30 protein-coding genes and 1 pseudogene are annotated in these 23,951 nt (G+C 71.5%); 13 read left to right on the top strand and 18 right to left on the bottom strand.

The annotated features are described in order from the left end of the window. Positions 1-130 precede the first annotated feature (130 nt). The 3 genes from J2X64_RS04140 to J2X64_RS04130 form a co-directional block, all read right to left on the bottom strand. Positions 131-1,273 carry a ring-opening amidohydrolase gene (locus tag J2X64_RS04140; protein ID WP_310150038.1) on the bottom strand — a complete coding sequence of 381 codons (1,143 nt, stop codon included), beginning with the start codon at positions 1,271-1,273 and terminating at the stop codon, positions 131-133. Between the two features lie 5 nt (positions 1,274-1,278). Continuing rightward, positions 1,279-2,283: a carbamate kinase gene (locus J2X64_RS04135; RefSeq protein ID WP_310150035.1), complete on the bottom strand. Its 1,005-nt coding sequence runs from the start codon at positions 2,281-2,283 to the stop codon at positions 1,279-1,281. Positions 2,284-2,350: 67 nt separating this feature from the next. After that, on the bottom strand, positions 2,351-3,520 hold the full coding sequence (locus tag J2X64_RS04130) for a helix-turn-helix domain-containing protein (RefSeq protein ID WP_310150033.1): 1,170 nt from the start codon (positions 3,518-3,520) through the stop codon (positions 2,351-2,353). Positions 3,521-3,720: 200 nt separating this feature from the next. Here J2X64_RS04130 and J2X64_RS04125 point away from each other — a divergent pair, with 200 nt between their 5' ends. Together J2X64_RS04125 and J2X64_RS04120 are read left to right on the top strand one after the other, a co-directional pair. Next, complete coding sequence (locus J2X64_RS04125) at positions 3,721-4,827, top strand: ferredoxin reductase (RefSeq protein ID WP_310150030.1); 1,107 nt, start codon at positions 3,721-3,723, stop codon at positions 4,825-4,827. Between the two features lie 115 nt (positions 4,828-4,942). Next, positions 4,943-6,259 carry an acyl-CoA desaturase gene (locus J2X64_RS04120; protein ID WP_310150027.1) on the top strand — a complete coding sequence of 439 codons (1,317 nt, stop codon included), beginning with the start codon at positions 4,943-4,945 and terminating at the stop codon, positions 6,257-6,259. 36 nt (positions 6,260-6,295) lie between these two features. Here J2X64_RS04120 and J2X64_RS04115 read toward each other — a convergent pair whose 3' ends face one another. Both J2X64_RS04115 and J2X64_RS04110 read right to left on the bottom strand, forming a co-directional pair. Continuing rightward, a complete protein-coding gene (locus J2X64_RS04115; RefSeq protein WP_310150024.1) occupies positions 6,296-6,796 on the bottom strand; it encodes a hypothetical protein in 501 nt (166 codons plus the stop codon). Between the two features lie 108 nt (positions 6,797-6,904). Then, a complete protein-coding gene (locus tag J2X64_RS04110; RefSeq protein ID WP_310150021.1) occupies positions 6,905-8,074 on the bottom strand; it encodes a CoA transferase in 1,170 nt (389 codons plus the stop codon). Between the two features lie 155 nt (positions 8,075-8,229). Between J2X64_RS04110 and J2X64_RS04105 the strand changes: the two genes are divergently transcribed. From J2X64_RS04105 to J2X64_RS04095, 3 genes are all read left to right on the top strand, one after another. Further along, positions 8,230-9,153, top strand: coding sequence for a hypothetical protein (locus J2X64_RS04105; protein WP_310150019.1), 924 nt, complete (start codon positions 8,230-8,232; stop codon positions 9,151-9,153). A 191-nt stretch (positions 9,154-9,344) separates the two neighbouring features. After that, the gene (locus J2X64_RS04100) at positions 9,345-11,018 is read left to right on the top strand and encodes a M28 family peptidase (RefSeq protein WP_310150015.1); all 1,674 of its coding nucleotides are present in this window, start codon (positions 9,345-9,347) and stop codon (positions 11,016-11,018) included. Positions 11,019-11,182: 164 nt separating this feature from the next. After that, positions 11,183-11,455 (top strand): hypothetical protein, encoded by a 273-nt coding sequence (locus J2X64_RS04095; protein WP_310150012.1) that lies wholly within the window; start codon positions 11,183-11,185, stop codon positions 11,453-11,455. Positions 11,456-11,502: 47 nt separating this feature from the next. On the opposite strand, the gene J2X64_RS04090 is transcribed toward J2X64_RS04095, so the two are convergent. Next, positions 11,503-11,889, bottom strand: a complete 387-nt coding sequence (locus J2X64_RS04090; protein ID WP_310153110.1) for a VOC family protein — start codon at positions 11,887-11,889, stop codon at positions 11,503-11,505. Positions 11,890-12,093: 204 nt separating this feature from the next. On the opposite strand from J2X64_RS04090, the gene J2X64_RS04085 reads away from it, so the two are divergent. After that, a complete protein-coding gene (locus J2X64_RS04085) occupies positions 12,094-12,321 on the top strand; it encodes a hypothetical protein (RefSeq protein WP_310150009.1) in 228 nt (75 codons plus the stop codon). A gap of 100 nt (positions 12,322-12,421) precedes the next feature. Here J2X64_RS04085 and J2X64_RS04080 read toward each other — a convergent pair whose 3' ends face one another. Then, positions 12,422-12,853 carry a DUF309 domain-containing protein gene (locus tag J2X64_RS04080; RefSeq protein WP_310150005.1) on the bottom strand — a complete coding sequence of 144 codons (432 nt, stop codon included), beginning with the start codon at positions 12,851-12,853 and terminating at the stop codon, positions 12,422-12,424. Between the two features lie 156 nt (positions 12,854-13,009). On the opposite strand from J2X64_RS04080, the gene J2X64_RS04075 reads away from it, so the two are divergent. Beyond that, positions 13,010-13,744 carry a hypothetical protein gene (locus J2X64_RS04075; RefSeq protein WP_310150002.1) on the top strand — a complete coding sequence of 245 codons (735 nt, stop codon included), beginning with the start codon at positions 13,010-13,012 and terminating at the stop codon, positions 13,742-13,744. Positions 13,745-13,827: 83 nt separating this feature from the next. Further along, entirely contained in the window at positions 13,828-14,277 is a 450-nt protein-coding gene (locus tag J2X64_RS04070; protein WP_310150000.1) for a VOC family protein, read from the top strand. Here J2X64_RS04070 and arr read toward each other — a convergent pair. From arr to J2X64_RS04030, 9 genes and pseudogenes are all read right to left on the bottom strand, one after another. Then, positions 14,270-14,680, bottom strand: coding sequence for an NAD(+)--rifampin ADP-ribosyltransferase (arr, locus tag J2X64_RS04065; RefSeq protein ID WP_310149997.1), 411 nt, complete (start codon positions 14,678-14,680; stop codon positions 14,270-14,272). The two genes, J2X64_RS04070 and arr, sit on opposite strands and share 8 nt — an antisense overlap. Continuing rightward, the gene (locus J2X64_RS04060; protein ID WP_310149994.1) at positions 14,677-15,399 is read right to left on the bottom strand and encodes a DinB family protein; all 723 of its coding nucleotides are present in this window, start codon (positions 15,397-15,399) and stop codon (positions 14,677-14,679) included. The genes arr and J2X64_RS04060 overlap by 4 nt, the downstream gene beginning before the upstream one ends. A gap of 9 nt (positions 15,400-15,408) precedes the next feature. Then, positions 15,409-15,537, bottom strand: a complete 129-nt coding sequence (locus tag J2X64_RS04055) for a hypothetical protein (RefSeq protein WP_310149990.1) — start codon at positions 15,535-15,537, stop codon at positions 15,409-15,411. Then, entirely contained in the window at positions 15,534-16,202 is a 669-nt protein-coding gene (locus J2X64_RS04050) for an arylamine N-acetyltransferase (protein WP_397444031.1), read from the bottom strand. Before J2X64_RS04050 ends, J2X64_RS04055 begins: the two co-directional genes overlap by 4 nt. Further along, positions 16,115-16,393: pseudogene (locus tag J2X64_RS19155) on the bottom strand (arylamine N-acetyltransferase); the annotation flags it as partial. The pseudogene J2X64_RS19155 and the gene J2X64_RS04050, both read right to left, overlap by 88 nt. A 66-nt stretch (positions 16,394-16,459) precedes the next feature. Continuing rightward, a complete protein-coding gene (locus tag J2X64_RS04045) occupies positions 16,460-17,053 on the bottom strand; it encodes a YdeI/OmpD-associated family protein (RefSeq protein WP_310149984.1) in 594 nt (197 codons plus the stop codon). 95 nt (positions 17,054-17,148) lie between these two features. Further along, positions 17,149-17,751 carry a hypothetical protein gene (locus tag J2X64_RS04040; protein ID WP_310149982.1) on the bottom strand — a complete coding sequence of 201 codons (603 nt, stop codon included), beginning with the start codon at positions 17,749-17,751 and terminating at the stop codon, positions 17,149-17,151. A gap of 407 nt (positions 17,752-18,158) precedes the next feature. Continuing rightward, positions 18,159-18,674, bottom strand: coding sequence for a GTP cyclohydrolase I FolE (gene folE, locus J2X64_RS04035; RefSeq protein ID WP_310153107.1), 516 nt, complete (start codon positions 18,672-18,674; stop codon positions 18,159-18,161). Between the two features lie 111 nt (positions 18,675-18,785). Then, positions 18,786-19,286 carry a hypothetical protein gene (locus J2X64_RS04030; RefSeq protein WP_310149979.1) on the bottom strand — a complete coding sequence of 167 codons (501 nt, stop codon included), beginning with the start codon at positions 19,284-19,286 and terminating at the stop codon, positions 18,786-18,788. Positions 19,287-19,492: 206 nt separating this feature from the next. Here J2X64_RS04030 and J2X64_RS04025 point away from each other — a divergent pair, with 206 nt between their 5' ends. The 3 genes from J2X64_RS04025 to J2X64_RS04015 are packed head-to-tail and all read left to right on the top strand — an operon-like array spanning position 19,493 to position 20,687. Continuing rightward, on the top strand, positions 19,493-19,732 hold the full coding sequence (locus tag J2X64_RS04025; protein ID WP_310149977.1) for a hypothetical protein: 240 nt from the start codon (positions 19,493-19,495) through the stop codon (positions 19,730-19,732). Beyond that, positions 19,729-20,445, top strand: a complete 717-nt coding sequence (locus J2X64_RS04020) for a sigma-70 family RNA polymerase sigma factor (RefSeq protein ID WP_310149974.1) — start codon at positions 19,729-19,731, stop codon at positions 20,443-20,445. The genes J2X64_RS04025 and J2X64_RS04020 overlap by 4 nt, the downstream gene beginning before the upstream one ends. Further along, positions 20,442-20,687 (top strand): hypothetical protein, encoded by a 246-nt coding sequence (locus J2X64_RS04015; RefSeq protein ID WP_310149971.1) that lies wholly within the window; start codon positions 20,442-20,444, stop codon positions 20,685-20,687. Before J2X64_RS04020 ends, J2X64_RS04015 begins: the two co-directional genes overlap by 4 nt. Positions 20,688-20,780: 93 nt before the next feature. Here the strand turns inward: J2X64_RS04015 and J2X64_RS04010 are convergent, their stop codons facing one another. Together J2X64_RS04010 and J2X64_RS04005 are read right to left on the bottom strand one after the other, a co-directional pair. Continuing rightward, positions 20,781-21,086, bottom strand: coding sequence for a hypothetical protein (locus J2X64_RS04010; protein ID WP_310149968.1), 306 nt, complete (start codon positions 21,084-21,086; stop codon positions 20,781-20,783). A gap of 159 nt (positions 21,087-21,245) precedes the next feature. Continuing rightward, positions 21,246-21,488 (bottom strand): hypothetical protein, encoded by a 243-nt coding sequence (locus tag J2X64_RS04005; RefSeq protein ID WP_310149966.1) that lies wholly within the window; start codon positions 21,486-21,488, stop codon positions 21,246-21,248. 188 nt (positions 21,489-21,676) lie between these two features. Here J2X64_RS04005 and J2X64_RS04000 point away from each other — a divergent pair, with 188 nt between their 5' ends. Both J2X64_RS04000 and J2X64_RS03995 read left to right on the top strand, forming a co-directional pair. After that, positions 21,677-21,976: a DUF1905 domain-containing protein gene (locus tag J2X64_RS04000; RefSeq protein ID WP_310149963.1), complete on the top strand. Its 300-nt coding sequence runs from the start codon at positions 21,677-21,679 to the stop codon at positions 21,974-21,976. Positions 21,977-22,134: 158 nt separating this feature from the next. Beyond that, complete coding sequence (locus tag J2X64_RS03995) at positions 22,135-23,931, top strand: hypothetical protein (protein ID WP_310149960.1); 1,797 nt, start codon at positions 22,135-22,137, stop codon at positions 23,929-23,931. The last annotated feature ends 20 nt before the right edge of the window (positions 23,932-23,951 follow it).

Here is a 23,951-nt window from a genome sequence, read left to right as displayed (position 1 = left end):
CGCTTTCCGCAAAACGGCAGTTGCTGGCACGAGACGGCAGTTCTGAACCGCCGTTTCACGCCAGCAACTGCCGTTTTGCGCGGTTGGTCAGGCAGCCGACGCGAGCGGATCAGGTCAGGCGGGGCGGCGGTCAGGCGGGTTCGGGGGCGCGGTAGCCGGTCGGCTCACCGGGGCCCAGGTCGACGATCGCAGCCACGGGGCCGCCACCGTCCGGGCCCTGGTGGGCGGCCGACACCGACACGAACACCGCCGGGTCGCCGGTCACCGCGGCCGTCACGCCACCGACCGCGGCCTTGATCTGCCGGTGCCAGTGCACGTCGGAGTCGTCGAGCATCGCGTTGCGGCGACCGCGCACCTGCCCGTCCTGGCTGACCTCGCACTTGAGGAACACGTTGACCAGCCGGCCCTGCAGGTCCGAGGAGTGCGGCCGCTCGGGCAGCTCGAGCCCGGCGTCCCGGATCGCCGACCACACGCCGTCGGCGTCCAGCGCGTCCCGCATGACGGAGTGGCCGATCCGGTACCGGCCGCCCACCCCACGGGCGTTGCCCACCACGACGACCTGCGCCCGGTCGAGCTCGACGCCCGACGAGCACGACGCCACCGACGAGTAGAGCGAACGGTCGCCCAGCACGTCCTCGTCGCGCGGCATCTCGATCTCCCCGAGCGCGACGGCGATGCCGAGCGCCGTCCCGCCGTTGGAGACGTCCATCGAGGCCAGCGTGTCCTCGGTGAAGACGTCGTGCCCGCGGCTCTTGGCGTCGCGGATCGTGTCGATGGTCAGCAGTGGCGTCTTGGTCTGCACGTAGTGCACGTCGGCCGGGTCGGTGATCCCCGCGCGCTCCATGGCGACCTTCACGGCGTCGGCCACCTTGGTCACCATCGCGGTCCGGCCGATGTCCTCCGGCAGCAGCACCTCGCTCATCGCGAACCCGACCGTCAGCCGTGGTTCGTCGGTCGGCTCGGCCTCCTCCGCCGGGACGGTCGCGAAGATCGTCGCGTGCGGGCTGATGACCCCGTCCGTGCCGCCGGACCACACGATCGGCACCTCCTTGACCCGCTCGGCGTCCGCGCCCTTGGCCACCAGCGCCTCGCGGAACGCCCGGTCGGCGAGGATCCGCGTGTAGTCGTTGACACCGCCGTTGCCCTCCGTCTTGCCGATGATGGCGATGACTCGGTCCGCCTCCAGCACGCCGTCGTCGATGAGCTTGGTCAGCTCGGACGCGTCGGAGACGCTGTGGATCGGGACCTTGCGCACCTCGATGGGCTCGGGCATGGGTGTCACCTTCCGTCTCGTGGGGATTCCGTTGCAGCAGTGGGGGACTCGGTATGCCGTGTGCCTGGGGCTGTCGTGCCGCTCACCGTGGTGCCGACGGCGCCCGGGTCGGAGACGGCCTCGGTGATCCGCTCGAGCGAGGTGATCACCGACGTGCCACCCGCCCTCGCGAACCGGAGCGCCGCCTCGACCTTGGGCCCCATCGACCCCGACGCGAACTCGCCGCTCGCGGCACACCCCTCGAGCTCGGCGACCGACACGACGCCCAGCGGTCGCTCGTCCGCGGTCCCGTAGCCGACGACGGCGTGGTCGACGTCCGTCGCGATGACCAGCACGTCGCACCCGACGGCCCGGGCGAGCAGGGCGGCGGTGAGGTCCTTGTCGATGACGGCCTCGACGCCGTGCACCGAGCCGTCCTCGACGCGCACGACGGGGATGCCGCCACCGCCGGCCGCGACGACGACGTACCCCTCCTCGAGCAGCGTCAGCAGCGTCGGCGTCTCGAGCACCTCGACCGGCTCGGGGGAGGCGACCACGCGGCGCCAGCCCCGATCGCCGCGGTCCTCCCAGGTCTCGCCGTGGTTGACGAGCACCTGCGCCTGCTCGCGCGGCAGGAAGCGCCCGATGGGCTTGGTGGGCCGCTGGAAGCCCGGGTCGTCGGCGTCGACCAGGGTGCGGCTGACCAGCGCCGCCACGCGGCGCCGCACCCCGTGCCTGGCGAGGGCCGCCTCGAGCGTGTCGAGGATCGTGAAGCCGATCGTCCCCTGCGTCTGGGCGCCGCACCAGTCCAGCGGCACGGGCGGGACGACGTGCGCGGCGAGCTCGTTCTTGACGAGCAGGTTGCCGACCTGCGGGCCGTTGCCGTGCGTGAGGATGACGTCGTGCCCGGCCGCCACGACCTCGGCGACGTGCTCCATCGCGCCGGCGATCGCGTCGCGCTGGGCCTGTGGGGTGGCGCTGCCGTCGGGGCCGGTCATGGCGTTGCCGCCGAGCGCGATGAGTACGCGCATGCCACCTCCCCGCCCGACGCCCGACCTGTGCGGCGAGCCTAGGCAGGGTCCCGGCGACCTGACGTCGTCAGGTCCTGCCCAACACGGGGGCGGGCGTTGGCAGATCTGCCACCCCCAGCGCGACGAGCAGGTCGGCCACGGCGCGGGGGTCGTCCAGGGCGTCGCCGAACAGCTCGCGCAGCTGCCCCACCCGGTAGCGCACCGTCTGCGGGTGCACGAACAGCGCCTCCGCCACCGGCTCCCGCCGGCCCCGCAGGAGCAGCCACAGCCGCAGGGTCTCCTCGAGCTTCTCGCGTGCGGCGGGGGTGAGGTCGTCCAAGGGGGCGAGCGCCCGGGCGCGCAGGTCGGCCAGCGCCTGCGGGTCGGCGGCCAGCACGATCTCGGCCAGGTGCGCGTCGGTGTCGTATGCCGTGTGCTCGCCACCGCGCGCCAGGCGCCCGCGCAGGGCGCGGGTGTGCGAGGCGGCTGCCTGGCGCCACGGGACGGTCGGTCCGACCACGGCGTCGTGGCCCTCGAGCTGGCGCACCAGCCGGCGGCGGGTCGTCGGCGTGAGACCGGGGACCACGAGCGCCACCACGTCCTCGGGGGCCTCGACGCCCGGCACGTCCTCGCTCAGGACGAGGGTGCGCCCCTCGACCAGCGAGCGGACGTGGTGCGTCTCGGCGTCGGGGACGAGCAGCACGGTCACCGTCCTCGGCAGCTCCCACCCGGCGCGCTCGGCGCGACGGGTGACGACGTCCTCCGTGGTGCCGCGCAGCAGGTCGAGGGCGAGCCGCTCGAGCGTCCGCTGCTGGAGCCGCTCGGCGGAGGCGAGCTGGTCGGCGTGGCCGCTGACGCTGGCGGCGGACAGCTCGTCGATGTAGGCGAACACGAGCTCGGCGAACCGCGCCAGCGCCTCGGCGCTCATCCCCGCGCGCACCGCCTCCTCGCTCAGCCCGCGCCACGAGACGCGGGCGCCGATGCGGTACGCCGACAGCAGGGCGTCCATGCTGCGGCCGCTGCGGGCCTCGCCGCGGCCGAGGTCGTACGACGCGACGAGCGCCGGCCCGAGGGGCGTGCTCGGGTCGTCGGACCTCGCGGCGATCGACAGGAACGTCCCGAGGGCCACCTGCACGGCCGTCTCGATGTTCCCGACGAGGTACTCCCGGGCGCTGGCGTAGCTCGGGACCTCCTCGATGATGGCCTCGACGGCGTGGGTGGCCACGCCCGGCAGGGCGCCCTTGAGGCGGGACAGCACGTCGGGTGGCAGGGTGAGCCCGGCGGCACGCTCCGTGGCCGAGCCGGCCGGCGGCGCGGCGGCTCGTCCACCGCTCGAGGGGCTGGATGGGTCTTGTGGGGCCGATGCGACCATCTTTTGTCTCCTGCGAACAACAATGCGCGCCGAACTCACGCGTCTCGGTCAGGAAACTAGCCTACCCGGGCAGCCATGATGGTTCCATGACCGCAGTTCTCCCACTTCGCACCGCGTCGACGGCGCCCACGAGGCGTCCCCTGCGCACTGCCCTGTGGCGGGTCGCCGAGGCCGTCGTGCACCCCCTGCTCCCCTCCGACTACCTCGACCTCGTCGCGCCGCTGCGCGCCGGGGCCGACCTGCGCGCCCGGGTCGTCTCGGTGACCCCCGAGACCCGTGACGCCGCCACCGTGGTCCTGCGCCCCGGCCGCTCGTGGCGCGGGCACGTCCCCGGCCAGTACATCCGCATCGGCGTCGACGTCGACGGCGTCCGCAACTGGCGCGCGTACTCCCTGACCTCCCCGGTCGACGCCCCCGACGGGCTCATCTCGATCACGGTCAAGGCGATCCCCGACGGCAAGGTCAGCAACCACGTCGTCCGCGCGCTCCAGCCCGGCACCCTCGTGCACCTCGACCAGGCGACCGGCGACTTCACGCTCGGCGAGCAGGCCCCGGCCCGCGCGCTGTTCGTCACGGCCGGCTCGGGCATCACGCCGGTCATGGGCATGCTGCGCAACCACCTGTACGAGCTGCGCGACGTCGTCGTGGTGCACTCCGCCCCGACCCGTGACGACGTCGTGTTCGGCGCCCAGCTGCGGGCCTGGGCGCAGGAGGGCCGCATCCGGCTCATCGAGCGGCACACCGACACCGACGGCATCCTCGCCCCGACCGACCTCGACGAGCTCGTGCCCGACTGGCGCTTCCGCGAGGCCTGGGCGTGCGGCCCGACCGGGCTCCTCGACGCGTTCGAGGAGGCGTATGCCGGGGCCGGCCTCTCCGAGCGCCTGCACACCGAGCGCTTCCGCCCCGTCGTCATCGCCGAGGGCGAGGGCGGCACCGTGACCTTCGGCCGACAGGGGACCGTCGTCGAGGCCGACGGCGCCACCCCGATCCTCGACGCCGGCGAGGAGGCCGGCGTGCTGATGCCGTCCGGGTGCCGCATGGGCATCTGCTTCGGCTGCGTCGTGCCGCTCAAGCAGGGCGCCGTCCGCGACCTGCGCAACGGCGAGCTCACCGTCGCCAGCGAGGGCGACGGCGTCCGCATCCAGACCTGCATCTCCGCCGCCGCCGGCGAGTGCGAGATCGACCTCTGACCCTTCCGGGCGCCGCGCCACGCAGACGCAGCCGCCCCACAGACCAACGCGCCGCCGACCCGGCGCACCGAGACCCAGCTCTGAGACCCCCCACAGAACGGGAGAACCACCACTCATGACCGCCACCGCCAACAAGGCCACCGAGGACTTCGACCTCAGCATCGACGGCTCGCTCGCCGGCACGCCCCGCGCGCCGCAGCGCACGACCTCGCTCAACAGCCGGCTGTCGGCCGTCACCACCGAGCGCCGCCACGTCGCCAAGCCGTCCGGCAAGCCGGACCCGGCGGGACACCTGACCGCCGAGGAGATCGAGGCGCTCGGCGCCGAGCTCGATGCCCTGCGCCAGGAAGTCCTCGACTCGCGCGGTGCCGCCGACGCGGCATACATCCGCAAGGTCCTCAAGTGGCAGCGCGGCCTGGAGATGGGCTCGCGCGCGGTGCTGCTGTTCTCGCTCTTCCCGCCGGCGTGGTTCGTCGGGACGGCCGGCCTGTCGGTCGCGAAGATCCTCGAGAACATGGAGCTCGGGCACAACATCATGCACGGGCAGTGGGACTGGATGCGCGACCCGCGGATCCACAGCCAGGAGTGGGAGTGGGACAACGCGTCCCCGTCGGAGTTCTGGAAGCACTCGCACAACGAGCTGCACCACACGTTCACCAACGTGATCGGGCGTGACAACGACCTCGGCTACGGCATCATGCGTGTCGACGAGGACCAGCGCTGGACCCCGTCCTACCTCGGTCAGCCGGTCTACAACTTCGTCAACATGCTCTTCTTCGAGTACGGCATCGCCGCGTACGACCTCGAGGTCGGCGCGTACCTGAAGGGCCGCGGCAAGGACAAGGAGACGTTCCGCCGCGACGCCGGCAAGGTGCTGCGCAAGATCGGCCGCCAGGCCCGCAAGGACTACCTGCTGCACCCGCTGCTGTCGGGGCCCTCGTTCTTCCACACGCTCGGGGCGAACTTCGTCGCCAACACGGTCCGCAACGTGTGGACCCACTCGGTCATCATGTGCGGCCACTTCCCCGAGGGCGTCGAGACGTTCGCGAAGTCCTCGATCGACGGTGAGACCCGCGGCGAGTGGTACCTGCGCCAGATGGTGGGCTCGGCCAACATCAGCGGCAGCAAGGCCATGCACCTCATGACCGGCAACCTGTCGCACCAGATCGAGCACCACCTGTTCCCCGACCTGCCGAGCAACCGGTACGGCGAGATCGCCCCGCGCATCCAGGAGATCTGCCAGCGGTACGGCCTGTCCTACACGACCGGTCCGCTGCCCAAGCAGGTCGCCTCGGCCTGGAAGCAGGTCGTCACCCTCGCGCTCCCGAACGCGCAGCCGGGTCGGTCGCGCGTCGGCATCGCCGCCGAGGCCGTCGGCAAGAGGGTCCGCCGCAAGCTGCGCGGCGGCCGCGGCTCCGCCCGCACCGCCTGACCCCGGTCACCCTGCCGAGGCCTGACGCTCCCCGCGTCAGGCCTCGGCTGCGTCGTCCGCCGGTTCGGTGTGGGTCATGAACTCCCACACCAGCCAGTGGGCGAGCGTGACGAGCAGGACGAGCAGGATCGCCTCGGCCTGCAGCGGGGTCACGCCGAACGGCTCGGCCAGGACGGGTGCGACGCCGAGCACCGCGACGAGGGCGTAGAGCACCGCGGCAACCCCACGCGGGCGCGCGAGCGAGCCGGCCGAGCCGTTGCGGCGGGAGCGGCTGAGCAGGTGCAGGGTCGACCAGCAGCCGACCCCGGCGACGACCACGAAGGTCGTGCGCCAGACGCCCGGGTCGGTCGTGCCGCCGACCTGCGCGAACAGACCCATGAGGGCCGGCAGCAGGAACGACAGGTACACGCCTCCGGCGTCGCGTCGCCCGGCAGCGGTGTGCAACCAGCCCTCGTGCCGCTGGACGACGTTCCACCACAGGCCCACCAGGGTGAAGCAGGTCGCGGAGAACAGGGCGTAGAAGGTGGACACGTCCATACGGGCCTCCGGGTCATGCGACGGCCGACGTCGTCCCCTCGACGGTCGCAGGTCGGCGCCGTACCGGTCCAGCCCCCGGGGCATCCGTGCGCCGGTGGCCGTGGCGCGTCAGTCCAGCTCGTCGAGCCACGTCCGGACGGACTCGTCGTGCTGACCCAGCGTCGGCGGGGCGACGTGCTCTGCGCGCCCACCGGCATACGCGTTGTCGTCGAAGCGGATCGGCGGCCCGGGCAGCTCGATGGTGCCCAGGGACGGGTGGTCCACCTCGATGACGAGGCCCTGCGAGCGGGTCTGGTCCCAGTCGTAGACGCGGTCGATGGTGCGCACCTCGCCGGCGGGTATGCCGAGTGCCGCGAGCCGGGGGAGCAGCTCGGCGAGCGGGTGGTCGGCGAACGCGGCGTTGAGGGTCGCGGTGACCTGGTCGCGGTTGACGGTGCGCTCGCGGTTGGTGGCCATGCCGGGGGCCGCCGGGTCGATGCCGAACGCGGTGGCCAGCTTGACCCACAGGGACTCGCTGCCGCAGGCGACCTGGATGTCGCCGTCCTTGCAGTGGAAGAGGCCGTAGGGCGACAGGCTCGGGTGGTGGTTGCCCTGCGCGCGGCCGACGTGGCCTGCGACCGTGTAGGCCGTGCCCTGGAACGCGTGCGCGCCGACGATGGCGGCGAGCAGGCTGGTCCGCACGACGCGTCCGCGGCCGGTGCGGAACCGCTCGTGCAGGGCCGAGACCACGCCGTACGCGCCGTACATGCCGGCGAGCAGGTCGCCGATCGGCACGCCGACGCGCTGCGGGGTGTCGGCGTCGGGCCCGGTGACGGACATGAGGCCGGCCTCGCCCTGGGCGATCTGGTCGTAGCCGGGGCGTCCGCCCTGGGGGCCGTCGTGTCCGAAGCCGCTGATGGACAGGACCACCAGGCGCGGGTTGAGCTCGTGCAGCTGGTCGACGGGGAAGCCGAGGCGGTCCAGGACGCCGGGGCGGAAGTTCTCGACGAGGACGTCGGCGGCGCGCACGAGCCGGGTGAGGACGTCGCGGCCGTCGTCGGACTTGAGGTCGAGGGTGATCGACTCCTTGTTGCGGTTCGCGCTGAGGTAGTAGGTCGAGACCGGGTCGTCCTCGGGCCCGACGAAGGGCGGACCCCAGCCCCGGGTGTCGTCGCCGGCGCCGGGCGTCTCGACCTTGATGACGCGGGCTCCCATGTCGCCCAGCATCATCGCCGCGTGCGGCCCGGCGAGGGCGCGGGAGAGGTCGACGACGGTGATGTCCTCCAGCGGTGCTGTCACGGGGTCATCCTGTCAGCGCCCGGCGCCGGGCAGTACGCCATTTGGCGGTGCCGCGCGGCGTCCCGGCGGCGTGCGCTGGGGGTGCCGCCCGCGCAGGGAGGCCGGCACGGACCCACCGGCGTACCCCGCGCCGGGCGCGCGAGAGGACCAGGTCGATGGCGTCGAAGCTGCTGAGGTCGGTACTGGCCGTGACGACGGCCGTGGTGGGAGGTGTGGCCCTGCTTGCAGGTCCTGCGGCGGCCACGGTGGGGACGGGGGCCATCACCCTGCCGGGCGCGACCGGTACCGAGGGGGTCGCGGCGGCCGGTGGGACGGGCTTCTACGCCGGCGACCTGCTCACGGGTGACGTCTACCTCGGCGACATCCGCACCGGCACCGCGGCCAAGGTCGTGCACGCCCCCGCCGGACGGTGGGCGGTGGGGATGAAGGCCGACCTCGCCGACCACCTGCTGTTCGTCGCGGGTGGCCCCACGGGCGACGGGTACGTCTACGACACGCGATCCGGGTCGCCGGTCGCGGCCTACCACTTCGCATCGGCGCCGACGTTCGTCAACGACGTCGCCCTGGTGCCGGGCGGTGCGTGGTTCACCGACTCCTCACGGGCGACGCTGTACTTCGTCCCGGTCATCGACGGTGTCCCCGGCGCGCTGAGCACGCTCGCCCTGAGCGGTCCCGCGGCCGACACCAGCGGCGCCTTCAACAACAACGGCATCCAGGCGACGGCGGACGGGCGCTGGCTCCTCGTCGCACACACCGGCCAGGGAGCCGTCAACGTCGTCGACCCCACGACGGGGACCAGCCGTGCGCTGCCGGGGGTGTCGGTGCCGAACGTCGACGGCATCCTGCTGTCGGGCCGGACCCTCTGGGCCGTGCGGAACTTCGACAACGAGGTCGTGCAGTTCCAGCTCGCCGGGGACCTGAGCGGCGGCACGCAGACAGCGGTGCTGACCAGTCCGCTGTTCGAGGTGCCCACCACGGTGGCCAGGCTCGGCGACCGGCTCGTCGTGGCGAACGCCAAGTTCGACACCGGGCTCCCACCGACGGCACCGAGCTACGAGGCGGTCGTCATCCGCCGCTGACGGCGTGCCGGGTCGCCACCGAGGCCGTCGCCCGCGCTCGGCCGGGCTCCACGGCATACGGGGGCCTCCGGAACGAGCCGCACGCAAACTACGCAGATTGGGGGGTGTGGGGTCTACGGCGGGGGCGAAACATGGTGGCGGTTCGTGACATTTCCGCCCGAGCCGGAGCGCTGTCAACAAGGGAGCACACCATGAGCCCACGACGCGGACGCCCACGAGGACGCCGGCTGGCACTCGTCATCGCAGCAGCGGTGGCGGCGACGACCGGATTCCTGCCCATGCTCGCCTCGAGCGCGGACGCCGGCACGGCGTCCGCGGCCAACCCGACGGCCTGCGCCCAGCGGGTCAACGACACCCCGCAGAAGCTCGTCGACTGCGTGACCAGGGCAGACCTGTGGGCGCACATGGTCAGGTTCCAGCAGATCGCGGACGCCAACCCCGGTGCGGACGGCCACCCCTCCCGCAACTCGGGTGAGCCGGGCTACAAGGCGTCGGCCGACTACGTGGCCGACGTGATGAGGGCTGCCGGCTACGACGTGACGCTGCAGGAGTACACGTTCCACTACTTCAGCTTCGTGGGTACGCCGGTGCTGAAGGAGGTCTCGCCGATCCCGAGGTCGTTCGTCCTCGGCACCGACTTCAACCCGGGACCTGTCGCCGGAACGACCACCGCGAGGCTGCAGCCCGCACGGGGCATCGTCGTGCCGCCGACGCCCACGCCGAGCTCCGCGAGCGGCTGCCAGGCCGGTGACTTCGCCGGCTTCGTGCCGGGCAACATCGCGCTCATCCAGCGCGGCACCTGCACGTTCTCGCAGAAGGTCGCGAACGCCCAGGCCGCCGGAGCGACCGCTGCCGTGATCTTCAACGAGGGCAACCCCGGACGCACCGGTGTCTTCGCCGGGTCCCTGTCCGGTGGGGAGCGGATCCCGGTCATCTTCACCTCGTATGCCGTGGGCAGCCAGCTCCTGGGCCAGACCGCGGGCGGCACGGGCCCCATCCTGACGATCGACGTCAGGGCGATCGACGACCCGAACCGGTCCGACTGGAACGTCATCGCCGACTCCAGGGGTGGCGACCCGAACAACATCCTCGTCGTCGACGCGCACCTCGACGCCATCTACGGGGCAGGGATGCTCGACAACGCCTCGGGCTCGGCCGCGATCCTCGACATCGCGCAGCAGCTCAAGAACACGAACACCCGGAACAAGCTGCGCTTCATCTGGTTCGGCGGCGAGGAGCTGGGCCTGCTCGGGTCCGACTACTACGTCAACACGCTGCCGGCCGACGAGCTCGCCAAGATCAAGTACGACCTCGACGCTGACGTGCTCGCCACGCCCAACTACGTTGCCGGCGTGCTCGACCCGAAGGACGGGGTGGACCTGTTCTCGCGTGACCCCGGCACGCCGATGCCACCGAGCATCTGGGCCCCGTCGGCGATCGCCCGTGACTACGGGATCGACTACCTGAGCTCGATCGGGAAGAACCACATCCTCTTCTCGGCCGACGGCACGGACGCGTTCATGTTCCAGCTGGCGGGCATCCCGGCCAGTGGCGTCCTCACCGGCCAGGACTGCTGCAAGCTCGCGTCCGACGTCGCCCTCTTCGGCGGCCACACGGGCAACTTCGAGGGGACGGTGCCGGGCGACGACGGCGGCTGCGTCGACAACCCGTTCCGGTGGTGCGACAACCTGTCGAACAACGACCCCGACGTGCTGACCTGGATGTCGAAGACGTTCGCGAACATGGTCGGCCACATGGCCTACGACCGACAGGCGTTCACGTCCTCGCCGGCCAACGGCGGTCACGCGAAGAACCTGTCGCACCCCGTGCGGGTGGGGACCCTGAAGGGTGCCGTCGCCAGCTGAAACCCACGCGTGGTCGGTGACCTGGGACGGTCGGAACCGACGACGCGGAACCCGCAGTGTCCCGACCGGTGCACCACCGGTCGGGACACTGCGGCCGGGGCGACGGGGAGTGGCCGTCGTGGGCGGCGGGCATGGCAGAGGTCAGGTGCTGGAGGAGGAGGCCGATGAAGCTCTACATCTGCTGGGGCACCGGCGGCAGCGACCACCACGACTGCCACAAGGCGCACCAGGCGCTGGTGGACGCCGGTCACACACCCGAGGTGGTGAAGGCGCGAGGACGGGAACACCTGCCCTCGTTCCTGCAGCTCAGGGTGCGGCGGGAGGTGCATGCCCTGACCGGCTCCTACTTCGTGCCGGTCCTCGTCCTCGACGACGGCACGGCCATCAGCCGTCCTGACGACATCGTCGCCTGGGCGAAGGCGCACCCCACCCGCTGAGACCGGTCCGGCGAAGGATCCGGTTCAATGCTCGACGGCCCTCGGGCCTAGTACGACTGGCCTTTTCGCCATGCCATCTCCTGCAGCTCGAACGAGTTGCCGTCCGGGTCGGAGAAGCTCGCCCCCCTGACGCCTCCGCCGTAGTCGCGTATCTCGCTGACCTGCACGCCTCGACCGACCAGCTCGGCCCGTGCCTCGTGGAGGTCCTCGACGACCAGGTGCAGCCCCCTGATGCTCCCCGGCTCGCCTCCGTACACGTCCAGTCCGGTCCCGAAGCCGACCGAACAACCCGACCCGGGCGGGGTGCACTGGACGATCCGCACGCCCTCGCTGGGCCGCACGTCCACGTCCTTGGCAAAGCCGAGCATCCCGACGTAGAAGGCGATCGCCCGCTCCACGTCGGACACGGGCAGCGGGGTCAGCTCGAGCTTCATCTCCACGGTGCTGACCCTCCCACACCCGCATTCCTCAGCATCGCCCCAGTTGTTGCTCGCCCGCCAGTGTGGGTCCCGTAACGGTCCGGCGCCGCGTCATGCCGCGTGGTCGACTGAGTGGTCTGGAAGCCGTTCGCCGGCTCGGACCGACGCTTCTAGAGTGGTGACCGGCCACAGGGTTCGGCCGGCGCGACGGGATGTGAGGTGCGTGCGATGGCGGAAGTAGTGCTGCGGGTCCGACTCGTGAGTGGCGACCAGCTCGATGTCACGTTCGAGGATGACGGCGACGAGGCCGAGGTCCTCGAGCGGGTCGTCGGCACCCTCGCGGCGCCCTCCGGCGTGCTCCGCACGAACCATGGTGAGCGGCTCCTGGTCCTCTTTGCCAGGGGTGTGGCCGCGGTTGAGGTGGCGCCGCGCGGCGCCGTCCTCTGAGCGCAGCCGAACGGTCTCCTCCGAGCCCGAGCCCACCGCAGGCCCCTGTCGGGCGATCTGTGGGAAGGACGCGTCAGCTCGCCGCCGGGCCGGGGTGCGTTCAGAAGCTCCCGATGTGACGGCGCGCCTGCTGCGCGGCTGCTGCCACGTCCAGGCCGTAGGCCGGACGTCCCGTGGCTGCAAACTGGGCCAACCGTTCGGCGGCACGTTCGAAGAGTCGATCGGCTCCCACCTGGTTCCCACGCGCCGCGTGTGTCATGGCGACGCAGACCTGCGCGAGGCCCTGCCAGAGATCCCGCTCCTCGATCGGCCCCGCCTTCCACCGTGCCTCCAGCACCTCATGGGCGGAGAAGGGGCGGCCGGCCGCCACGAGTCCTCGCGCCGCGGCGAGCGTCTCGTTGGGCGGCAACGGGTCCTCCGATACCGGCTCGACACCGGAATCGCCGTAGGGCAGAGGTCGCCCCAGGGCATCGCGGGGCCGTGCCTGGCGAGCCCGGCCCTCGGTGTCCCGGTCGCGATCAGAGGCCGTCATAGGACCAGTCTGCCAACAAGAGCGTCCACACCGGACTTCCGGACAGGTCCTGAAGACCCGCTGGTGGGAGGGTGCGGCCAACTCCGAGGCAACCGGAACGAGTCGGGGGCAAACTACGACGATTGCATGGTGACTCGACCTGACCGGGATCGAACCATGGTGAGGGAGAGCAACGCCCGCTGCGACCGAGCAGGCAGCCGCGAGGGCCCGGGAGATCCGCTGCGGCCGCAGGTATGGGACGACGGCCAGCACGAGGCAGAGGAGATGCCGCCCATGGTCGAGGGACGGCGAGCAGGCTGGTGGTCCACCGCGCCCGGTGTCCTGACGGCGGTCGCGGCCCTGATCACGGCAGCCACGGGGCTGCTGCTGGGCCTGAACCAGGTCGGCTGGCTCAGCGCCTCGTCCACGCCGTCGACCTCAGCAGCCAGCACGAAGGCACCACCGCCCGTTGGGCTGACCGGTTCACCCTCGGTAGCCGCGGCGACCGGGTCCCTTCCGGCCTCGGGCTCGTCCGGGTCCGGCTCGACCTCCGCGTACAAGGTCTCCATCCCGTTGAAGCGCGAGTTCCGTGTCGGGGACATCTCCTACGAGGTCCTCGCAGCCACCGCCAGGCCGGACGCCGACGGCAAGCTCGCGCTGGTCATGTCGGTGCGAGGGCGCAGCTACCGTGCCTACGACGCGAACTTCTGGGACGCGAGCTTCGCCGTGACGGTCGGCGAGGACATCGTGCCGGCCTCGGGCGGACTCGATGAGCTCCTCCCGGCGAACGCCACCCAGCGGGGCGACGTGCTCTTCGTGGTTCCCGCGGACACGCGGAACGCGGTCCTGACCCTGCGGTTCCAGGGAGGGGAGACCCGGACGGTCCCCTTCCGCATCGCGCCGAGTCCCTAGCGAGGTCGTGGTGGCCGCGACCGGGAAGCCGGCATCGCGGCATACCCATCTGTGCGTCCTGGTCCTAGGGTGGCTGGGTGCTCATGAACAGGTCAGCGCCGCACGCCCGCGTCACCCCTGTGCTCACCGTGGCCGACGTCAGGGAGGCGGTCGCGTGGTACGAGGACATCTTCGGTTTCGTCGAGCACGTCCGCATCGGTGAGGGGCACCGTGCGCAGCTGGGTATGCCGGACGGGCCGGCGGCCGAGCTGGTCGTGGCCGAGGTGCGACCCGGTCGGCGGACGCCGCAGGAGATGGTCTCCCACCAGGTGATGCTCAAGGTCGCCGATGTCACGGCGGTCGTCGAGCGCGCGACCTCGCAGGGTGCAAAGGTCGTCGACCCTCCCCATGACTGGCAGTACGGCGAGCGCCAGGCCTGCGTCACGGATCCGTTCGGGCACCAGTGGGTCCTCAACCAGACGCTGCGGGACGTCGAGCCTGAGGAGTGGGGCGGGCAGACCGTGACACCACGCCCGTCGTCGCAGGTCAGTTGATGATCTCGCCGCGTTCGTCGGCGAGGACGGCAGCCAGCCGGTCGCGCCAGGCCTGGAGCGCCTCGGGCGCCAGGCGCGTCCAGTCGTCCACCCCGCCGACGACCCTGAGGGGCTCGGTGCTGCGGTAGGACCGGGTCGGGTTGCCGGGGAACTTCTTGTCGGTCACGTTCGGGTCGTTCTCGAAGGCGCCCGTCGGCTCGACGAGGTAGACCCGCGGGGCGCCGTCCCTGGCCGCCAGCTCCGCGGCGAGACCGGCACCGTCCCGCAGGGCGGTGAAGTAGATGTGGTTCATGACGACCTCGGGCCGGTAGTTCGACCGGAAGCCCGCGGTGAGGAGGTCACCCACCGCCAGGTCCGCCTTCGTGCCGTGGAAGAACGGCCCCTCGTCCAGCACGTCGGTCACCGCGACAGCGTAGGTCGTCCCAGCTTGTCGAGGTCACGGACGCAGAACCCGTGGTGCGCCCACTCCTCGTTGAGCACGGTCCCCAGGCACTGCCGCACCGTCCGCCCCGCGGCATACGGGGGCCACCGGTCGTCGTCGGGGACGGGCGCGACCTGAGCGAGCCGGTCGGGGGTGACCCCGGCCAGCCAGGCCTCGACCTCCGCACCCTGGCGGCGTCGCACGGCGAGCACCTCGTCCAGCCTCGGCTGCGCGGACGGGTCCAGGTCGTCCTCCCGCTCCATGACGTCATCGGGACCCAGTCCGAAGGCGGTGAACGGCTCGGTCAGGCCGAGCACGCACCGCCTGAACCAGGAGTCGTGCACGAAGACCAGGTGGCGCAGGGTCTGGACCATCGACCACTCGCCGTCCACGCCGCGGTGCTCGCTGCCCCCGGGCATGGCCCGGACCCGCTCGGCGGTCCTCGCCCAGTCGTCCTGGAGCCGACGCCACGCCTCGCGCAGGTCGTCCGGCCGGTCGGAGCGGATCAGCACGCGCACCGGGTGGCGGCGGTCGAGCTCGGCCTCGACGTAGGGCATGACGTCGACGCCGTTGACCACGAGGTTGGTGACCAGGCCGTCGATCTCGGCGTCCTGCATGACCACGCCGACCATCCGCACCCTGCTGAGGTCGCACTCGCGGAACTCGGCGCCGGTGAGGTCCTCGTCGTCGAAACGTCGCATGCGGTCAGGCTAGGGCGCACCGCCGACGACGACGCCGACGCCGACGCCGACGCCGACGCCGACGCCGAACCCCGACGCCGAGCCGACCCGCACCTGGCGCCAGACTCGGCTGCCCCACCGGAGGGGGCGCCTGCTCACGCCTCGGTGTCGCGCGACCCCTGCTCCTCCAGCCACCGTTGGTGCGCAGCCGCCGCGCTGGTCCAGAGCCGGTCGCGGGCCTCGGGCTCCAACCGGTCCAGCCGCAGCCCGAAGAGCTGCGCCAGCGCGTCGAACCACGCGTCCCGGTCGGTGACGGCCTCGCTGCGGGCGCCCTCCCCGATGCGGCTCATGAGCAGGCCGCGGACGACGTCGACGCCCGTGGCGTCGCGCCGCTCTGCCATGGGCACCTGGACGAAGCCCGACTCCGGAGAGGTCGAGAGCCGCTGGTGCTGCTGGGCGAAGTCGTCCAGCCCCGCCTCGGCCATGTCCCACGTCATCCCCTTGAACCCACCCCGCGGGTCGTGGACCAGGTGCCACCGCGTCCCGTCCGGGGAGCCCTCGAGCGTGAGGTCGAACGGCCGCTGCCGGTGGGTTCCCGAGACGAGCGGCAGCGGATCGTGCAGCGCGTCCCCGAGTCCGGTGTCGACGTACCAGACGCCTGTCGGGCTGGCCTCGCTCGGCGCCAGGTCGACGGTGAGCACCAAGTGGTTCCCTCGCGACGAGGGCGAGGGCCCTCGGGTCCGTGGACGCCGCCGACGTGGGCGTGGACGGCATACCCGAGCGAGGTGAGCAGCAGACCGAGCGCCCCGTTCAGGTGGTAGCAGTAGCCGCCCCGACCGTGACGGGCGATGCGCTCGGCCGACTCGACCGGGTCGATGCCCCATCCCTCCCCGGCCTGGATCCAGAGGGTCTCGTAGGGCACCCGTTCCGCGTGGCGCCGGACGAGCAGTCGCAGCGCCTGCTCGGAGGGCGCTTCCGGGGCGACGCCCAAGCGGTCCAGGTACGCCTGCCGCACGCCGGCGTCGAGGCGGGGCAGCTGCGCGAACACGTGGCGATTATGGTCCGCCGACGGCGCCGCGGGTCAGTGGATCGCCTCGTGGTTGTGGCACATCGCGACGAACTTCTCGATGCGGGCGGCTCGGGTCTCCGGCTTCTTGGCATCGTTGACCCGGTAGAGGATCGCGTAGCGGTTGGCGCCCGAGAGGGTCTCGAAGAACGCCTTCGCCTCGGGGTCGGCCGCGAGCGCGGCCGCCAGGTCGTCGGGCACGGTCGCGGACCGCTGTCCTGCGTATGCCGCCGCCCACCGGCCGTCCGCTTTCGCCGCGTCGACCTGGGCCTGGCCTCCTGGGCGCATCCGCCCGGCCTCGACCAGTGCCTCGGCCTTGTCCCGGTTGACCTGCGACCACGTGCTCCGTGGGCCTCGCGGGGTGAAGCGCTGCAGCCAGTGGCGCTCGTCGTACCCGCGCTTCTGGCCGTCGATCCAGCCGTGGCAGAGGGCGACCTCGAGCGCCTCGGCATAGGTCACGGTCTGCGCCGCGCCCGTCCGCCCGATCTTGAGCCAGATGCCGCGCTGGTTGGCGCCGTGCTCGGCGAACCATGCCTCGCAGTCCGGGACGCCCGCGAACGAGACCACCGGCAGCCCGGCCAACTCCTCGAACGGCTCCTTCTCGAGCATGCGGTCATCCTGTCCAGCGCTTGTCGACATCTCGGCCCCCTCACTGAGCAAAGTGGCTCCTAGGCCTATGGCTCTCGCCCTGCGTACGCCGCGCATCAGTGGGCTTCCCGCCAAGACTCAACTACCCGGTCCACGGTTCTGTAGTGACGAACCATTTCTCTCGTCTGCCAAACGGAGACCACGATGAAAAGGAGCGCCAAGCCTGTCGAGAATGTGAATGCGGTGCCGCCATCCCCGGCGGGCTTGGACCACGTGATCTCGGTGATGAGGGAAAGAGTGGCCGCCACCAGGCTCAGGACGAGGAGTTGGAACGCTTCATTCCCCAGGAGCAGCACGCCAGCCAACCGCCGGGTGCGACTCCGTCGAACCTCATCGATGAAGATCTCGTATTGCAGGACGTCCCGGCCGACGAGCTGTGCGATTCGGGGGCGAAGGACGGACCGGACGTACGCCCCATAGTCGGCGATATTGACCTCGTGGTCGAGCTGGCGCAGGTGAAATGTGCTGAGCAGCAGGCTTGTCACAGGAATGAGGAGCGCCACCTCTCCTTCGAACAGCCTGGGGAGCCCCTTGCTGCTGGCGTAGACCACGAGATATCCAGTGACGCTGGTGACTAGAACGAGGGCCACATTCATGTTTCGGTGCTCGAGGTCCTGGCGGTGTCGGATCGCCTCTGTGCGCGCCTTCAGCTCCTCCACCAAGACGGCCAACTGACCCTGTTTCACTGACAGTTCAGGTGCCTCACTGACCGATCCACCAGCAGAACCTGTATTTGGCGCGCGTCCGTGTACTTGGGCTCGACCGCGTGTCCAGAACCCCATGACATCCCCCACTTCTCGGCTCACCGCCACCCTGCCCGGACGCCGCCGGCTCCGGGTTCACCGGTATGCGGTGGCAACGACTCCGCCACCGAGGTCGGACTCTATCGGTGGATGCATCGACAGCGAGGGGCTGATCGTGGTGGACGTTGACTGGCGTGCTACGGGTGGCGGACCCGTGCTGGGGCCGCTGGCCTGATCGACCGAGCCCGCGAGGCCAAGGCAATCCCACATTCAGCGGGGCCTCTCCCACGGCCACAGGCTCGACCCCCTATCCGGCCTCCCTCTCAGGGTTTCGCGCGGGTCAGGGCAAGGAACTCGGCACGCGTACGGGGGTCGTCGCGCAGCGCGCCGAGCAGGCTCGAGGTGACCGTGGTCGTCCCGGGGGCCTGGACCCCGCGCAGTGTCATGCAGAGGTGCTCCGCCTCGATGACCACCCCCACCCCGGCGGCCCCCAGCCGGTCGCGCAGCCACGTGGAGACCTGCGTCGTCAGGCGTTCCTGCACTTGAGGCCGCCGGGCGAAGTGCTCCACCACCCGGGCCAGCTTGGACAGCCCCAGGATGCGGTCGCCCGGGAGGTAGCCGATGTGCGCGGTGCCGACGAAGGGCAGCATGTGGTGCTCGCACAGGGAGGTGACGGGTACGCCGCGGGCGACGATGAGCTCGTCGTAGCCGCCGTCGTTGGGGAAGGTCGTCAGCTGGAACGGCCGCGGCGTCAGCATCTCGGCCAGGGCCGAGGCCATCCGCTCGGGCGTCCTCAGCAACGACTCGGTGCCCACGTCGATGCCCAGCGCGGCGAGCATCGCCAGCGCTCCGGCGGTCGCGCCGGGCAGGTCCACCTCCTCGACCGCCCCTGTGCCGGACCAGCCGCCCGCGACGGCGATGTGTGCCGGTCCCGGCGACCGCCGGCACGGTCATGCCGCGGCCTCGCCCGGCCGCACCGGGGCGTCGGCAGCTCGCCGCAGTGGCCAGAGGACCGGTCGCGGGTCGTACCGCGTCGCGAGGCGTTGCAGGGCAACGGCGGCGAGCAGCAGGCCGAAGTCGCGGAGCGCCACGTCGTAGTAGCCGGGGATGAGCATCAGGTTGACGATGATGCCGGCGAGCCAGGCTGCGACGACCAGCCCGCCCAGCCGGGGATGGAGGAGGACGACGAGACCGGCGACCACCTCGACGACGCCCACGGCATACATCGCCTGGTGCGGTGAGACGGGCAAGGGGTTCGACAGGACGGGCGCCAGGTAGCGGTCCCAGTGGACCAGGACGTTGCTGAACTTGTCCAGGCCGAAGACGATCGGGGCGATCGTGAACGCGCCCCGGAGCACGGTGAACGCCTGCTGGCCGGCGTCGGCGCGCGCTGTGGGGGCGGCGACGCCCTGCCGCCGCTGGGTCGACCTGTGGGTGGAGGTGGTTGCCACGACGAGCTCCTCGCTGGTTGCGATGGTCCTCACCGAGGGCCGGGGCGCCGGGGTCCGAGGACCCGCTGACGCCGACGTCCTTGCGGTGGGAGGCTGACAGCGTGTTAGTCGTCGGGTCGCGAGGATGTCTTACCGACCGCGGTGCGGCCGGGTCCGCCAAGGCACTGGCCGGTAAGACGAGCCCGTCGACCGACGGCACATAAGGCATGACCACCCATCCGAGCCAGACCACGCGGAGGTGCGCGTCCCCGGGACCGCCTGTCGACGTCAGGGAGTGGCGCACGTGCCGGCTGCTCGAGGCCGGCTTCCCGAGGGAGCTCGCCACCTCGCTCGCTGCCGGTCACGTCGACCTGCACGCACTCCTCGAGCTCGTCGACGCCGGGTGCCCGCCGGAGCTCGCCGCGCGCATCCTGTCCCCGCTGGACGAGCCCGTGGGCCCCCGATGAGCGCCCCCAGCCGGGACGGCTCGGCCGAGCTGGCAAGGACCCGGTCCGGTCGGCAGGCGGACCGGGACGAGCCGGCTGACTGGGTCCAGGCCCTCGGCTGCAGCGGTCCGGAGCAGGACCGGGCGATGAGGCAGCTGCACTCCCTCATGCTCCGGGCCGCCGGGCACCAGGTCAGCCGCATGCGCAGTGCGCTGCCCGACAGTTCACCGGGTGCTGTCGACGTCATCGTCAACCAAGCCGCCGACGAGGCCATGACGGCCCTGCTCGCCAAGCTGCACACCTTCGAGGGGCGCAGCCGCTTCACGACCTGGGCGTACAAGTTCGCGATCCTGCAGGTGGCCACCGACGTGCGCCGGCTGCAGTGGCAGCACCGGGAGGTCCGGCTCCGTGACCTCGACCTCGAGTCGGCGCCCGCAGACGTGGGCCGGAGCCCCGAGTGCGTCGCCGAGGCGGGCGACCTGGCGTCCGCCTTGGCGCAGTCGATGCGTACGGTCCTCACGCCCCACCAGCGCCGCGTCGCGATCGCCCTCCTCGTCGACGGTGTGCCGATCGACGTCCTCGCCGAGCGCCTCGGGACCAGTCGGGGCGCCCTCTACAAGACCGTGCACGACGCCCGTTGCCGGCTGCGCGCCGACCTCACGAGCAGGGGCTACCTGGCTCCAGCCGCCCGTCCCGAAGTCCGACCCTCGCAACCCTTGGCAGGCACGCCGTGACCGAGAACCGATCGCACGCCGAGCGGGCACTCTCCCCGCGCGCCGTCGACGCACTCCTGCTCGACACCACGCCGTGGCTGTCCTGCGACGACTGCTTCACCCGGATGGACACCCACGTGGAGGCACTCCTGCGCACCGGCACCTCGCCGGACCCCGTCATGGACCGCCACCTGCAGGGCTGCGTCGCGTGCAGCGAGGAGGCCGAGTCAATGCTCGCGCTGCTGCGGGACGACTCCCTCTGACCTGTGCCTGCCGGGCAGGCGCGTCCGCGCCCAGCGGACGCGACAGCGCGCGGCGGGCAGTGCCCGCCGCGCGCCGTGGTCGAGCTCAGCCCGTCACGGCTCCTCGCCGCCACCGGCCAGGAAGCCCGTGTGCCCGTTGCAGGCGAAGCCCGGGGCGGGGACGGCGTCCTTGAGCCCGACCCTGACCAGCTGGCCGTAGCTCTGCACGCGCCCGCCCTCGGGGAACGGGTCGTTCGGGGTGTCGTTCTGCCCCGAGTAGGCGCAGATCGAGTTGGCGTGGGTGGCGCCCTGAGCGGGCTTGCCGTTGCCGGTGATCTCCCCGGCGCTGGCCGAGGACACCCCGACGAGGACGAGGGCCCCGGCGACTGCCGGGACCAGGATGATGCGCTTGCCGACCATGGCGCTCCTTCATGTTCAGTGACGGTCACAGCTGAACGCGCTGTGCCGTGACCCTAGGAGCGGCGCCCGGGTGGCGCCTCGGCCATGGTGGCTAGGCGAAGTGTCCAGTGCCTCCCGTGCAGGAGGGTGACGGCTGCACCGGAGCTGTCCGCGGTCCGACTACTGGCGGGGCGGCTGGTGCCCCTGGTCGCGGCCCCCTGTCGCGGGACGACTTCCCCCTGCTGCGGGACGGCTTCCCTCGGACGCGTCGACGTGCAGCGCACGGTCGATCTCGGCCTGGCACAACGGCTCCGGGGAGTCCGCCACCTTCTCGAGGAGCTCGGCCAAGAGCTCGATCTCCTGGCGCAGGGCGGTGTCGTCCAGCTCCTCCGCCGCAGGCCCCACGTCGTCCCTCTCAACCACCGTGCCCGGTTCCCTTCTCTGCCCGCTCCCGTACGTGCCCGGTACAACGAGACGGCACACCGCGCGGTCCGGCCGGGGTGCCGGATTCACCCGAACGGTCGATGCCAAAAGCCCCATGCGAGGGACAAACGGGCGTGCCAGCCACGCTCGTCCGATGAGTCCCGCCGCCCCGCGCGGTCCAATGGAGCATGAGCACTGCAGCGCACGGCGTGGGCCGGTTGGACGTCACCTTCACCGAGACCCTCTGCAAGGCCACGAGCAGCGACGACGCGTGGACCTGCGTGAAGTGGGAGCCGTCCGTCGAGTACTTCGGGACGCGGGGGAGGGTCAAGGTCCGCGGCACCATCGACTGCCGGCCGTTCACGACCTCGTTCATGGCCCTCGGCGACGGCAGCCACATGCTCCCGGTCGCAGCCACGCTGCAGAAGCAGCTCGGCAAGGGTGTCGGCGATGCCGTCGAGGTGCGGCTGGAGGAGCGCCTGGCCTGACAAGCGGTTGCGACGACCCGGAGCGGAACCCGCTGCTGCCTACGACATTTCGCGCATTTGGGTCCGTTCGAGGCCGGACGGGTATCAGTGCCTCCGGCCGCTGCTCCTTCAGGCGTACAGGCTCGTCGGGTCTGCCGTACGCAATAGGAGTCAAACCCATGTCACACGTGATCTCGGGCCGCCTCGTCGGCCTGCTCTGCGACGACTGCTGGGAACCGCTGGTGGGAGCCACCATCCGCCTCGTCGGCGCCACCGGCGACCGCGTCAGCCAGGCTGCGGCCGCGGAGCCGAAGCACACCACGACGGTGCTCGAGGAGTCCGTCGCCACCGAGCGTGCCACGTCCCTGCTCGGCGAGGGGGTCGTCGGGCAGGACGGAGCCTTCACCATCGAGCTGCGCGAGGGCTACGAGGGCGGCGCCTTCGACGTCGACGTCTACTGCGGCACCATGACCGGCCACAAGGTCCCGCCCAAGCCGCTCACCTTCACGCTGACGACGCTGGCGCCCCAGTGGCGTGAGAGCAAGGAGGGGTATGCCGCGGCGTGGTCGTACGAGATCCCGCACCGCATCTGGTGCGGCCTGCGCGGGCGGCTCGGCTGGTGGTCGATCTGCGGCCACGTCCGGGTGTGCGACACCGAGATCGGCGTGCCCGGGGCGAAGGTCAGCGCGTTCGACGTCGACTGGATCCAGGACGACGCCCTCGGAAGCGCCACGACCGACGTCAGCGGCCACTTCCGCATCGACTACACGGTGGCGGACTTCAGCCGGACGCCGTGGTCGCCGTGGATCAACATCGAGCTCGTCGCCGGTCCGGACGTCTACTTCCGGGTCGACGGCCCCACCGGTGTGCTGCTGCAGGAGCCGCGCTCCCGCGGGCGTGCGCAGGACCGCCAGAACGTCGGCCCGTGCTTCTGCGTCGACCTGTGCGTCAAGGACGTGCCGGGCGACACCGACCAGCCCTACCCGTGGTTCGACCACATCGGCGTCTACAAGACCGTCACCGGCTTCGACAGCGGGCCCGGCGGCACCGGGCGCACGTTCGGTGACGACCGCGCCTTCTACTCCGCGCTGCGGCTCAACGGAGTGCTCGGCCGGCTGCTCGGCGGCCAGCCGGCGGAGTACCGGTTCGAGTACGACGACGGCAGCAGCTGGAAGCCGGTGCTACCCGGGCAGATGGTGCCGATGCAGATCGGCACGTGGGAGCGGCTCACCGGCTCGCTACCACCCGTCGAGACCAAGGCGGTCGTCGTCCTGGGAGCCAACGGGCCCGACCAGATCGCTGTGACGCCCGACGCCCAGGGCTGGATCGCCGTGCCGCAGGACAACAGCCTCACGACCGGCCTGTTCGTGCCGAACAACAACCTGCTCGGTCTCGACAGCCGCGCCCTCTCCTCCCAGACGCACGACCTCGCGGCGGTCGTCGCCGGCCAGAGCACGGCGTCGGCGGGCCTGGCGGTCGACGAGTACGTCTCGCTGCGGATGGTCATGCGCCAGGTCGGCCAGCCGACGACCGAGGTGCAGGCCGGCATCGCCGAGCGCGTGGCCCTCGCCAACACGGCATACGACCACGTGCAGAAGCACGGCTCCTGGGTGCCGACGCGGGTGGACGGCCAGCTCGGCGCCGTGAGCATCGACATCGAGGAGCTCATCGGGCACGGGTGCGCGCGGATCCACAACAGCCTCACGGTCGACTACACGGCGGCGCACCCGAACCTGGGGAGCATGTCGCTCGGCGTCTCGGGGCCGGGCGGGCCGTACCACTACGCGCTGCCCGCGATCGCGCCGGACTTCCACGGGACCGTCAGCCAGCTGCTCGACGCGGCCGACAACCCGGTCGCCGTGTCGTCGCTGCCGAAGTGCAGCTACATCCTCACGGCGTCGATCGACCTGCTGCTCACGACCGGTGACTCCACGCCGCTGCCGATCTACGACGACATCGCGTTCACCACGCAGTAGGCGCGGTCCGGTCCGGTCGG

Origin of the sequence: Phycicoccus sp. 3266 (assembly GCF_031456495.1) — a bacterium.
Lineage (GTDB): Bacteria > Actinomycetota > Actinomycetes > Actinomycetales > Dermatophilaceae > Pedococcus.
Note: the sequence above shows the minus strand (reverse complement) of the source record. Positions and strands in the feature narration are given on the sequence as shown.

Coding starts and splice junctions, on each gene's coding strand:
- J2X64_RS04140 (WP_310150038.1), bottom strand. CDS start 1,273: ATGCCCGAGCCCATCGAGGTGCGCAAGGTCCCGATCCACAGCGTCTCC.
- J2X64_RS04135 (WP_310150035.1), bottom strand. CDS start 2,283: ATGCGCGTACTCATCGCGCTCGGCGGCAACGCCATGACCGGCCCCGAC.
- J2X64_RS04125 (WP_310150030.1), top strand. CDS start 3,721: ATGACCGCAGTTCTCCCACTTCGCACCGCGTCGACGGCGCCCACGAGG.
- J2X64_RS04120 (WP_310150027.1), top strand. CDS start 4,943: ATGACCGCCACCGCCAACAAGGCCACCGAGGACTTCGACCTCAGCATC.
- J2X64_RS04115 (WP_310150024.1), bottom strand. CDS start 6,796: ATGGACGTGTCCACCTTCTACGCCCTGTTCTCCGCGACCTGCTTCACC.
- J2X64_RS04105 (WP_310150019.1), top strand. CDS start 8,230: ATGGCGTCGAAGCTGCTGAGGTCGGTACTGGCCGTGACGACGGCCGTG.
- J2X64_RS04100 (WP_310150015.1), top strand. CDS start 9,345: ATGAGCCCACGACGCGGACGCCCACGAGGACGCCGGCTGGCACTCGTC.
- J2X64_RS04095 (WP_310150012.1), top strand. CDS start 11,183: ATGAAGCTCTACATCTGCTGGGGCACCGGCGGCAGCGACCACCACGAC.
- J2X64_RS04090 (WP_310153110.1), bottom strand. CDS start 11,889: ATGAAGCTCGAGCTGACCCCGCTGCCCGTGTCCGACGTGGAGCGGGCG.
- J2X64_RS04080 (WP_310150005.1), bottom strand. CDS start 12,853: ATGACGGCCTCTGATCGCGACCGGGACACCGAGGGCCGGGCTCGCCAG.
- J2X64_RS04075 (WP_310150002.1), top strand. CDS start 13,010: ATGGTGAGGGAGAGCAACGCCCGCTGCGACCGAGCAGGCAGCCGCGAG.
- J2X64_RS04070 (WP_310150000.1), top strand. CDS start 13,828: ATGAACAGGTCAGCGCCGCACGCCCGCGTCACCCCTGTGCTCACCGTG.
- J2X64_RS04060 (WP_310149994.1), bottom strand. CDS start 15,399: ATGCGACGTTTCGACGACGAGGACCTCACCGGCGCCGAGTTCCGCGAG.
- J2X64_RS04045 (WP_310149984.1), bottom strand. CDS start 17,053: ATGCTCGAGAAGGAGCCGTTCGAGGAGTTGGCCGGGCTGCCGGTGGTC.
- folE (WP_310153107.1), bottom strand. CDS start 18,674: ATGCTCGCCGCGCTGGGCATCGACGTGGGCACCGAGTCGTTGCTGAGG.
- J2X64_RS04025 (WP_310149977.1), top strand. CDS start 19,493: ATGACCACCCATCCGAGCCAGACCACGCGGAGGTGCGCGTCCCCGGGA.
- J2X64_RS04020 (WP_310149974.1), top strand. CDS start 19,729: ATGAGCGCCCCCAGCCGGGACGGCTCGGCCGAGCTGGCAAGGACCCGG.
- J2X64_RS04010 (WP_310149968.1), bottom strand. CDS start 21,086: ATGGTCGGCAAGCGCATCATCCTGGTCCCGGCAGTCGCCGGGGCCCTC.
- J2X64_RS04000 (WP_310149963.1), top strand. CDS start 21,677: ATGAGCACTGCAGCGCACGGCGTGGGCCGGTTGGACGTCACCTTCACC.
- J2X64_RS03995 (WP_310149960.1), top strand. CDS start 22,135: ATGTCACACGTGATCTCGGGCCGCCTCGTCGGCCTGCTCTGCGACGAC.